The sequence below is a fragment of the Stutzerimonas sp. genome (assembly GCF_982611455.1).
The window spans coordinates 82088-92810 of sequence record NZ_CEXBBO010000017.1 but is presented as its reverse complement, the minus strand read 5'-3'; the positions used below and the strand labels follow the sequence as shown (position 1 = coordinate 92810).

General features: G+C 61.5%; 6 protein-coding genes and 1 pseudogene. 1 reads left to right on the top strand and 6 read right to left on the bottom strand.

Annotated features, from left to right (window positions below):
- Positions 1 to 502: 502 nt before the first annotated feature.
- Positions 503 to 1324 carry a S6 modification regulatory phosphodiesterase RimA gene (gene rimA, locus AC2LD7_RS12340; RefSeq protein ID WP_484598025.1) on the top strand — a complete coding sequence of 274 codons (822 nt, stop codon included), beginning with the start codon at positions 503 to 505 and terminating at the stop codon, positions 1322 to 1324.
- Positions 1325 to 1331: 7 nt separating this feature from the next.
- On the opposite strand, the gene AC2LD7_RS12335 is transcribed toward rimA, so the two are convergent.
- The 6 genes and pseudogenes from AC2LD7_RS12335 to AC2LD7_RS12310 form a co-directional block, all read right to left on the bottom strand.
- Entirely contained in the window at positions 1332 to 2015 is a 684-nt protein-coding gene (locus AC2LD7_RS12335; protein ID WP_484598024.1) for a type 1 glutamine amidotransferase domain-containing protein, read from the bottom strand.
- Positions 2016 to 3199: 1184 nt separating this feature from the next.
- Positions 3200 to 5090: pseudogene (locus AC2LD7_RS12330) on the bottom strand (methyl-accepting chemotaxis protein).
- A 274-nt stretch (positions 5091 to 5364) separates the two neighbouring features.
- Positions 5365 to 6825, bottom strand: a complete 1461-nt coding sequence (locus AC2LD7_RS12325) for a sodium-dependent transporter (protein ID WP_484598023.1) — start codon at positions 6823 to 6825, stop codon at positions 5365 to 5367.
- 82 nt (positions 6826 to 6907) lie between these two features.
- Entirely contained in the window at positions 6908 to 7588 is a 681-nt protein-coding gene (gene maiA / locus AC2LD7_RS12320; RefSeq protein ID WP_484598022.1) for a maleylacetoacetate isomerase, read from the bottom strand.
- A gap of 302 nt (positions 7589 to 7890) precedes the next feature.
- Complete coding sequence (gene hppD, locus AC2LD7_RS12315; RefSeq protein ID WP_484598021.1) at positions 7891 to 8988, bottom strand: 4-hydroxyphenylpyruvate dioxygenase; 1098 nt, start codon at positions 8986 to 8988, stop codon at positions 7891 to 7893.
- A gap of 373 nt (positions 8989 to 9361) precedes the next feature.
- Positions 9362 to 10453, bottom strand: coding sequence for a Glu/Leu/Phe/Val dehydrogenase dimerization domain-containing protein (locus tag AC2LD7_RS12310; RefSeq protein WP_484598020.1), 1092 nt, complete (start codon positions 10451 to 10453; stop codon positions 9362 to 9364).
- Positions 10454 to 10723: the final 270 nt, after the last annotated feature.

Here is a 10723-nt window from a genome sequence, read left to right as displayed (position 1 = left end):
GGCCCAAGCGGCGTGACTCACACCAAAGAGCCTTCGGAATTCCCGGGGCGGTTCACAGTGCCAAGGCCCCTACATCGTGCCGCGTTCCGTTGGAGGCGCGCCCCGCGGCGAAAGCAAACCCTCTGCCAGCTCAAAGCCAAAAGCTTCGCCCCGAGGTTGGGCAATTCACATGGATGTGGAGAATGCCGCGAGCGGGCGCGGCCCCTCAAAATTCATCCTGCCCGCTCTACGCGTGAGCATCGCCAGACGCCCCGCGCTCCAATGCCGAATCGATCGAAAGCCCCTGCTCAGCGCTAATCACAGCTTGAATCGACCACACGGAACCTGGGCAACGACTGTATGTCGTATCAATTGGCCATCATGGCGTAATTGTTCTGCATTAACATAAGTGGCTCGGCTGACCGCAGCGTAACTGCCTCAATGCCCCGGCGGCGACAAACGGGGTCCAGCGCCGGTAGATGCAGCCGTTAACGTCCCTAACACGTCAACAACGAGCGCGCCAATGATTCAACGTGACGCCAGTAATCCCGCCCCTGCTTCCTATTCCTGCCATTCCGCTGAAGAGCACGGCAGTTGCCCCAGCTGCGCCAGCGGCGAGCGACTCGGTTTTCGCTTCAGCTACGCCTATCAGCCGATCGTCGACCTGCAAGCGCGCGAAATCTTCGCTCATGAAGCCCTGGTTCGAGGCGCCAACGGCGAACCGGCACCCAGCGTGCTGTCGCAAGTGACCGAGGACAATCGCTTCCGCTTCGATCAGGCCTGCCGCGTCAAGGCGATCAAGACGGCCGCCAAGCTGGACATGCAGAGCAGACTGTCGATCAACTTCATGCCCAACGCCATCTACCGCCCGGAGCTGTGCATTCGCTCGACCCTGGAAGCGGCCCGCGCACATGGATTTCCGGTCGAGCGGATCATCTTCGAGACGGTAGAAGGCGAACGCATCAGCGACGCCAAGTGGCTTGCCGAAGTCCTGCGCGAATATCAGCGCATCGGCTTTCTGACCGCTATCGACGATTTCGGCGCAGGCTTCGCCGGGTTGAACCTGCTGGCGGATTTCCAGCCGGACATCATCAAGCTGGATATGGATCTGATCCGCGGTATCGATCAGAGCCGCTCCCGTCAGGCCATCGTTCGCGCCACCGTACAGATGTGCCAGGAGCTGAATATCTCCGTCATCGGCGAAGGTGTGGAAACCCTCGATGAATGCAGCGCTCTGCACGATCTTGGCGTCAACCTGATGCAGGGCTATCTGTTCTGCAAGCCGTTGTTCGAATCTTGCGGCCAGGCGGACCTGCTGGCCTGGCCGAGCGGGCTACCGAGCTGAGAGCCCCTTAGCCGGCTTTTAGCAGTTTGAGCAATTCCTGTGCGGCCTCTTCCGAGGACGCCGGGTTCTGTCCGGTGACCAGCAGGCCATCGACCAGCACGTAAGACGACCAGTCCGGGCCTTTGCTGTAGTTGCCACCAAGCGCCTTGAGCTTGTCTTCCAGCAGAAAAGGCACCACATCGGCGAGCTGTACGGCCTCCTCCTCCGTGTTGGTGAAGCCGGTCACGCGCTTGCCCTTGACCAGGTATTCGCCGTCCTCGCCGCGGACCTCGACCAACGCCGCCGGCGCGTGGCAGACCGCCGCCACTGGCTTGCCCGCTCTGATGAAGGATTCGATCAGGGTGATTGAGGTGCGGTTACCGGACAGGTCCCACAGCGGTCCGTGGCCACCGGGATAAAACACCGTATCGAAGCCTGCAGCCGACACTTCTTCCAGCTTGCGGCTATTGGCCAGCAGCGCTTGCGCCTCGGCATCTTCTTTGAAGCGTTTGGTCATCTCGGTCTGGGCGTCTGGTGCGTCGCTCTTTGGGTCCAGCGGGGGCTGGCCGCCTTTGGGTGAGGCCAACACGATCTCGGCGCCGGCGTCTTTGAATACGTAGTAAGGCGCGGCGAACTCTTCGAGCCAGAAGCCGGTGGGTTTGCCGGTGTCGCCTAGCTTGTCGTGGGAGGTGAGCACGATGAGAACTTTCATGGAGTCTCCTTTGAGCGAGGCCCGAATGCGGGCCATGGTTCATCTCGACCATGGGGGTGGGGAATCGATCGATTGGCGTGGTGCGCGAGCGGTCTCGTGCCTTGGGCCAATCCGCGGCGACGTCGCGTAGGAGCAAGCTTGCTCGTGAAGCTCTTTGGCTTTGGGTTCGCTGAGTGAACTCTATTAGCGAGCTGGCTGAGGCATTGGTTTCGCCCTGCTGGGCGAGTCACTTTTTCCAAACGCCGAAAACGTAACCAAAAAGTCTTGCCCCTGCATCCGGCCCCGGCTTCGCCGGGGTTCCCTCCCTCCGGTGACGTTCCAGGGGCCCGCCGCGATGGGCCATCCATGGCCCAACGCGGCTCTCGCGGCATCCATGCCGCTCAACCCCTTCCACGCCACCTGCCCTCGGCCTCCTGAAAGGGGCGTTCGGTGTCGTCTGATAGAACGTGCGCAGGAAGAGCGGAACGTCATCGACGTTGGGTTGTTTATATCCAGAACAAACGAAGGACCTAGGGGTGGACAACACGACGCTTACCCAGCGCTTTTTGCAGCCTAAGCCGCTGACGGTTCTCGCATCGACCTCGGTGGAAAATGCTTCGCAGTTTTCCACCACGGACTGCGCCTCGACCTTTCCTCAATCCATCCGCGCTCCAAGCGCCGGTACAAGGGCCATCCATACCAATGGAAGCCCCGACCATGCCGCTCGCCCCGTTGACTCGGATGCCATTCGGCCTACTGAAAGGAGTACGTTCGGTGGTGTCTGATGGTTCGTTTGGCAGCGAACAAACAAAACGTATTTCCCCGCTGTTTTGCAAACTTTCAGACGACACCGAACGCCCCTTTCAGGAGGCCGAATGTAATCCGCGTGGAGGGGAGCGAGCGGCATGGATGCCGCGAGAGGCGTAAAGGGCCAGGGATGGCCCTTGTACGCCGGCCCCCGGAGCGCGGATGGAGTGAGGGAAGTCGAGCGCAGCGAGACCCGGATGCAGGGGCAAGCGTTTTTGCTTACTTTTTTCGCGACTGAAAAAAGTGAGTCGCCCAGCAGGGCGAAACCAATGCCCAAGCCAACCCGCCACTAGGCTATACCTCAGAAGCCAATGCCAAAGGCTTCTGCCCACCGCCTTACAACCCCGACCATCTCAACAAAAAGGGCGCCGTAGCGCCCTCCTCACCCAAACGCCCAATCAGATACGGAAGCTGCCAACCAATTGCTTGAGGCGAGCAGCCTGCTGCTCCAGATCACCACAGGCCCGCAAGGTCGACTGCAAGTTCTCCACGCCTTCCTGGTTGAGGGTGTTGATCTCCGTGATGTCCATGTTCAGCGACTCGATCACCGAGGTCTGCTCTTCAGTGGCGGTGGCCACCGACTGGTTCATCGCGTCGATCTCGCCAATGCTCTGAGTCACGCTGCCCAGACGCTCACCAGCTTGATTGGCGATGCCCACACTGGCCTCGCTCTGGCGTTGGCTCTCGGTCATGGTGCTGACCGAATCCCGCGCGCCGATCTGCAGCTTTTCGATCATCCCGTGGATTTCCTGCGCGGAAGTCTGGGTGCGATGCGCCAGGCTGCGCACCTCGTCGGCCACCACCGCGAAACCGCGCCCGGCTTCACCGGCACGTGCCGCTTCGATGGCCGCGTTAAGCGCCAGCAGGTTGGTCTGCTAGGAGATGCCCTTGATCACATCGAGGATCTGCCCGATGCCGACGGTCTGGCTGTTGAGCGCTTCGATCTGCGTACAAGACGCGCTGATATTGTTCGAAAGCTGCTTCATGGCCTCGATGTTCTGTTCGACCACCTTGCGGCCATCCTCGGCTTGATGGCTGGCGCCGCTGGCTTGCTGCGAGGCATCGGCCGCATTGCGGGCGATTTCCTGAGCGGCGGCGCCGAGCTGGTTGATCGCGGCGGCAACGCTGTTGGTACGGCTGGCCTGCTCATCGGAATTGACCATCGACGAGTTGGAGGCGGTCAGCACACGCTGTGCGACTTCGTTGACCTGTTCGGTGGCCGACGACACCTCGCGAATCGAGCCGTGAATTCGCTCGACGAAGCGGTTGAAGGCGGCTGCCAATGCACCGAATTCATCGTTCGTCTGTACCGCCAACCGGCGGGTGAGGTCGCCCTCGCCCTCGGCGATGTTGGCCATGGCACGCCCCATATCGGTCAATGGGCGCATCAGCACACGAATCAACATGCCCAACAGCACCAGAATGAAAGCGACGGCAATGACCGTAGCCACCAGCGCCGTGGTGCGGAAGCTTGTCAGCGCAGCGTAGGCCTTGTTCTTGTCGACCGAGATGCCGACATACCAGCTCACCGATGGCAGCCCGGCGACCGGGCTAAAGCTGAGGATACGGGTCTGACCATCCAACTCTGCCTCACTGTAGCCACTGGTCAGCGCCGGGGTGTTCTGCGGGTAGAGCTCGGCCAGGGTCTTCATCACTTTGGTCTTGTCTGGATGCACCAATATCTTGCCGTCACCGCTGACCAGAAACGCATAGCCCATGCCGTCGAAGTCCAGCGCGTTGATGATATCCACCAACACCTTGAGGCTGAGGTCGCCACCGACCACGCCGAGGGTTTGGCCGCCAGCATTGGCCGGCGTCGCCGCGGTGATGATCAGCTCGTTGGTGGCCGCATCCACGTAAGGCTCTGTCAGCGTCGTGCCGCCTGCAGCTATAGCATCCTTGTACCAAGGGCGGGTACGCGGGTCGTAATCGGCCGGCATCTGGTCTTCAGGACGCATGGTGAAGCGCCCGTCCTGCCCGCCCAGGTAGGTGAAATTAAAGGTAGAAGTCAACGCCCGTTGTTCGAGCAGATCGACTACGCGTTCATCCGAACTGTCGTTGGCGATCGACTTGTGCAGCGCTTTCTACCAGCAAAATGCGGCCGGACAGCCAATTCTGGATATTATGCGAGGTGATCTCGCCCATCTCGTCCAGGTAGCTCTCGAGATTGTCGCGAATGGCGTTGCGCTGCAGATAATCGTTGTAGAGCGTAAACAGGGCGAAGGTCGCGATCACTACGAGTGACGCGGCCAGCAGGATCTTGTGGCTGAATTTGAGATGACTAGGCATGGCGCGAGTCCGGGTTGATCTGGATCGAATCGGCAATCCCTTTCCTGGCTGAGCGTCCTGGCATTAGTCGATTTGTCGGCCTCAGCGGCCGGATCTTTAACCCAGCAGTCCTCTCGGAATAGTCGCAAACGCCCGTCAGCCGGCCGTTTCGGCCGATATCAAGACGCATGCCGATGAACGGTATAACATTTCGAGACGGTCGTTCCGCCACCAAAAAAAAACGGCACGCCTGTTACCGGCGCGCCGCTCTGTTGCTGCCTTTAGGTGCCGGGACTTAGCGACCTGCCAGCACCGGCCAAACGCGCGGACGCAGGCCCTCGCCGAGGATGGTCAGCATGCCGATGGCGCCGGCGATCCAGTACCAGCGCACCAGCGGATCGAAGCCCAGCCAGCCGAGGGCATGCAGGAAGACCATGAGGATCAACACCGGACAGACGTAGCGCACCATGAACAGCCACAGTGCATACCCTAGCGGTGGCAGGTTCAGCTCGTCGCGCATGATGTCGCTGCGCAGTGCATAGCCGGCGAAAACTACGAGGAAGATTCCGCCCAGCGGCATCATCCAGCGCGAGGTCAGATAATCCAGCCAATCGAAGAAGTTCTTGCCCAACGGCGTCCAGCCCGACAGGAGGTTGAACGACAGCATCGCCAGCAGGCTGATCACCAGCAGGACCGCGCCGGAGCCGATAGCCGCTTTGAGGCGGCTGATGCCATGTTTTTCGTTGAGGTAGGCGACGGTGGCCTCGATCATCGAGATGGCCGAAGTCAGCGCGGCAAGGGAAACCATGGCGAAGAACAGCACCCCAAAGGCCGTGCCGAACGGCATCTGCTGGAAGGCCAGCGGCAGACTCATGAAGATCAGCCCCGGCCCGGCGGTGGGGTCCATGCCGTTGGCGAAGATGATCGGGAAGATCGCCAGGCCTGCCAGCAACGCCACGCAGGTATCGATGATGGCGACGGTGAAGGTCGTGCGAGCGATGGACTTGTCGTCCGGCAGGTACGAGCCGTAAGTGAGGATCGCGCCGGACGCCAGGCTGAGCGTGAAGAAGGCATGGCCGAGCGCGGCCAGCAAGGCTTCGCCAGTGATCTTCGAGGCATCGAAGCTGAACAGGAAAGCGAAGCCCTGATCGAAGCCGCCGCTGGTGAAGGCATAACCGACCAAAATCAATAGCAGAACGGCGAGTCCCGGCATCATCCAGCGCACGGCATTCTCGATGCCCTTCTGCACGCCTTTGGCGACGATCCACAGCGTCAGCAGCGCCACCAGCACGCTCCAGCCGCCCAACTGCCAGGGATTGGCGTTATGCGCCTCGAACACCTGTGCCATAGCGTCAACCGAAGTAGCAGCCAGCGAGCCGTCGAGCATCTTCAGGGTATAGGCGAAGGCCCAGCCGGCCACTACCACGTAGAAGCAGAGGATCAGGAAGCCGGCAACCATGGCCATGCCACCGACACCCTTCCACAGCGGGTTGCTGCCGTTCTCGCGTGCGACGCGGCCGATGGCATCGATGGGGCTGCCGCGGCCGCGTCGGCCGATGGCGATCTCGGTCATCATCACCGGAATGCCGATGGCAAGAATGCACGCCAGGTACATCAACACGAAGGCGCCACCGCCGTATTCGCCCGTGATGTAAGGGAATTTCCAGATATTGCCGAGGCCGACTGCGGAGCCAGTCGCAGCGAGGATGAAGCCCCAGCGGGAGAGCCAGAGGTTCTTGGGTTTTTCACGGGTCATGCGTCACCTGTTTGTTGTTATCTGTGACGAGGATCGAACCCGCCGCGCTCGTGACGCGACGGAGTGGCAAGGCGGATCAGCCTTATTGAGCGTCGGGCTGCACCTCCGGGGCGGCGTTGCGAAACGCCTCCAGATCTTCACAGCGCGCGACCATCTCGAGAATGCGTGGGTACGCAGTGAGGTCACAGGAAAAACGGCGCGCATTGTATACCTGAGGAATCAGACATGCTTCCAGGTAACCTGGCCGTCTGCCGAGTGACAGCTTGCCGTCGTACACGGCCAGCCCCTGCTCGACGCCAGCCAGGCCGGTTGCGATCCAGTGACGGATCCACTGCTGCTTCGCTTCGTCGTCGACACTCAGCGTGCCGCTCAAATACTGCAGCACCCGCAGATTGTTCAGCGGGTGCAGATCACAGGCAATGTGCAACGCCAGCGAACGCACCCGTGCGCGGTCGGCCGGGTCGTCCGGCAGCAGCGAGGGCAGCGGGAAAATCTCTTCCAGGTATTCGAGAATCGCCAGCGACTGACTGATGCGCTCATTACCATCAACCAACAAGGGCACCAGCCCCTGCGGATTGAGCTCCTTGTAGTCAGCTGAATGCTGCTGGCCACCATCCTTGACTAAATGCACGGGCAAGTTCTCGAATGCCAGCCCTTTCAAGTTAAGCGCGATGCGCACCCGGTAAGCGGCGCTGGAACGCCAGTAGCCGTAGAGTTTCAGCGTAGCTGAGCCGGCTCTTTGGTTCGTCTCGTTGCTATTCATGGAGTTCTCTGGTTGTGTTGCCTGCTCGTAGGTTGGATGACGCTTTTTCATCCGCCATTGGCCGCTGCGGTGCGCTCGACTCGCCTGGTGGATCGGTGAAGCGTGATCCACCCTACCGTTCTAACGGCGGTGCGTGCAGTCGTAGGCTGGGCCGGGCGGCGTTCTACTTCAGCCCACCATTTCGCCAGATCGAGAGGCGGACGTAGGGTGGGCTTCAGCCCACATTTCAACTCAACCGGCGGTCTGGTCAAGGAGGCTGCCGCTTCGACATTGGTGGGCTGAAGCCCACCCTACTGCGCCGCCTACTCCCCGCTGATCACGCCACGGCGAACCTGATCTTCCTCGATGGATTCGAACAGCGCCTTGAAGTTGCCCTCGCCGAAGCCCTGATTACCCTTGCGCTGGATGATTTCGAAAAAGATCGGGCCGATCACTGTGTTAGTGAAAATCTGCAGCAGGATGCCATTGTCGCCCGACGTACCGACGCCCGGAGCTCCATCGATCAGCAGGTTCAGCTCGCGCAGCACTTCGGTGGGCTCGCCATGGCCGGCGACGCGGGTGTCGACCTTCTCGTAATAGGTATCCGGCGTACTCATGAAGTCCACACCGTTGGCGCGCAGCTGGCGCACGGTGGCGTAGATATCGTCGGTGGACAGGGCGATGTGCTGGATGCCCTCGCCGTGGTATTCGCGGATGAATTCCTCGATCTGCGATTTGTCGTCGGCCGACTCGTTGATCGGGATGCGGATCTTGCCGCAGGGCGCCGTCATCGCCCGTGAAAACAGCCCGGTGAGTTTGCCTTCGATATCGAAGTAACGGATCTCGCGGAAGTTGGCGATACGCTCGTAGAAGCCGGACCAGACGTCCATCTGCCCGCGCATGACGTTGTGGGTCAGATGGTCGATGCACATCAGGCCGACCGCGTTGTCGTTCGGCGTACGCCCTTCGATGTATTCGAAGTCGACGTCGTAAATGCTCTTGTCTCCGTAGCGGTCGACGAGATACAGCAGCGAGCCGCCGATGCCTTCGACGCAGGGGATGTTCAGCTCGCCGAAATTGGCGTGGCTGCCCACCAGCTTGGCGCCCTGGGACTCGACATAGGCGGCGGCCTGGGCGGCATTCTTCACTCGGAACGCCATGGCGCAGGCACTCGGTCCGTGCTTTTCGGCGAACGCATGCACATGCCCGGTCGGGCTGCCGTTGAGCACGATGTTGATGTCGTGCTGCTGAAACAACCAAACGGCTTTGGAGCGATGTTTGGCGGTCTCGGTGAAACCCATCTGGCTGAACAATTGACGCAGCTGTTCGATGCCCTCGGCATTCGGTGCGGTGAATTCGACGAATTCGAAACCATCGGTGCCGATGGGGTTGTGCTGTTCGATCTTGGTCACGGCGTTCATTTCGCCTCCTGATTCTTGTTGTTCGGGGCCGCTGCACGGCTTGGCTGCGCCCATCACAAACCAGCCGGAGAAGACGTACAAGCCCGCCGCACGCCTCGTCCGCGGTCGGAAACACGCTGTACTGGAAGGATTTATTTACAGCATGCTGTACGGCCCAGATGCCGCGGTTGTGCCGTCTCAGGCGTAACGAAAAACTGACAACGCCGTGCGACAGTTCGTCGCTCTTCGCCTCGTCAGCACTGGTTGCACCGTAGGGTGGTGCTTTAGCCCACCGGGGCTGGTGGGCTGAAGCGCCACCCTACGCGAGCCGCTGCGCTGCACTCGACCGTACGATTGGGCTGCCGAAACGAGCGGCATGGGGCCGCCGGGAACGTTAAGCGTGCAGGCGCTGTTCGCTCGGCTGCGACATGCCGCCGGCTTGCACGCGTTCAAGCGCCAGGCGGTCGGCGACGACCGAGGTAGGCTCGTCGCTGGCGGCGGCACGGTTGAAGATCTCTCGCAGGGTGTCGCCGATGGCTTTGACATGCGCATCGGTCTGCGCCGCGCTACCGCCGATGCGCTGGTAGTAAACATCGATGATGCCGCCGGCATTGATGGCGTAATCCGGCGCGTAGAGATGGTTGCGACGTTGCAGCTCGACGCCGATTCCCGGCGTTGCCAGCTGGTTGTTCGCGGCACCGGCGATTACCGGCGCACGCAGACTCTGCAGGGTTTCGGCGTTGAGGATGCCGCCCATGGCGCACGGCGCGAAAACATCCACGTCGAGCCCGTAAATATCCTGTGGGCGCACCGCGTTAGCGCCGAGCTCTTCCATCGCCTGCTGCACATTGGCGTCGAAGATGTCGCACACCCACAACTCGGCTCCGGCCTGCTTGAGATGCCGGGCCAGGCCCAGACCGACATGCCCTACGCCTTGAATCGCTACCTTGAGACCAGTCAGATCGTCGCGACCGAGGCGCTGGCGCACGGCCTCGCGCAGACCGACGAAGACGCCCAGCGCGGTGGACGGCGACGGATCGCCACTGGCGATGCTGCCGTCGAGCGTAGTACGTGGCGTCGCGCCGATGACGTGGCGCGTGCGTTGGGCGAAGGCCTGCATTTCCGGCTCGCCGGTGCCTGAATCCGCCGCGGTGATGTAGCGCCCGCCGAGGCTGTCGATGAAATCGCCCATGGCGTGCAGCAACGCTTGGCTCTTGCCGATATGCGGATCGCCGATGATCACCGCCTTGCCGCCGCCCAGCTTGAGCCCGGCCAGCGAAGATTTCAGCGTCATCCCGCGCGACAGTCGCAGCACGTCGCGCAAAGCATCGTCGTCGCTGGCATAGGGGAACATCCGGCAGCCGCCCAGCGCCGGGCCGAGCGTGGTGTCGTGGACAGCGATGATGGCTTTGAGGCCCGACGCCTTGTCGTGGCAGAAGACCACCTGTTCGTGGTTATCGAAATCGGGATGGGTGAAGACGACCATGGGTTACCTCTTTTTATCGTTGTCGGGTTAGAGCCCGCTGTCGGGGCTCATCTAAAACAAAAACACCGGCCTGCAGGCGCCACTATTGTGGGAGGCGCGCCCCCGCGGCGAACGCTGTCGGCTCCGAGCCTCAAGAGCTTCGCCCCGAGGGCGGGCCTCCCATAAAAAGCAGCCCGGTAGGGTGGGCTTTAGCCCACCGCACCCCGGAACTTTCGCCGGTGGGCTTAAGCCCACCCTACGGCAGCGCCGCTCGCCGTAGCGGTGGGCACC

Excerpts from the sequence above, each read along its gene's own strand:
- maiA (WP_484598022.1), bottom strand. The coding sequence starts at position 7,588 with ATGAATAGCAACGAGACGAACCAAAGAGCCGGCTCAGCTACGCTGAAA.
- AC2LD7_RS12310 (WP_484598020.1), bottom strand. The coding sequence starts at position 10,453 with ATGGTCGTCTTCACCCATCCCGATTTCGATAACCACGAACAGGTGGTC.
- hppD (WP_484598021.1), bottom strand. The coding sequence starts at position 8,988 with ATGAACGCCGTGACCAAGATCGAACAGCACAACCCCATCGGCACCGAT.
- AC2LD7_RS12325 (WP_484598023.1), bottom strand. The coding sequence starts at position 6,825 with ATGACCCGTGAAAAACCCAAGAACCTCTGGCTCTCCCGCTGGGGCTTC.
- rimA (WP_484598025.1), top strand. The coding sequence starts at position 503 with ATGATTCAACGTGACGCCAGTAATCCCGCCCCTGCTTCCTATTCCTGC.
- AC2LD7_RS12335 (WP_484598024.1), bottom strand. The coding sequence starts at position 2,015 with ATGAAAGTTCTCATCGTGCTCACCTCCCACGACAAGCTAGGCGACACC.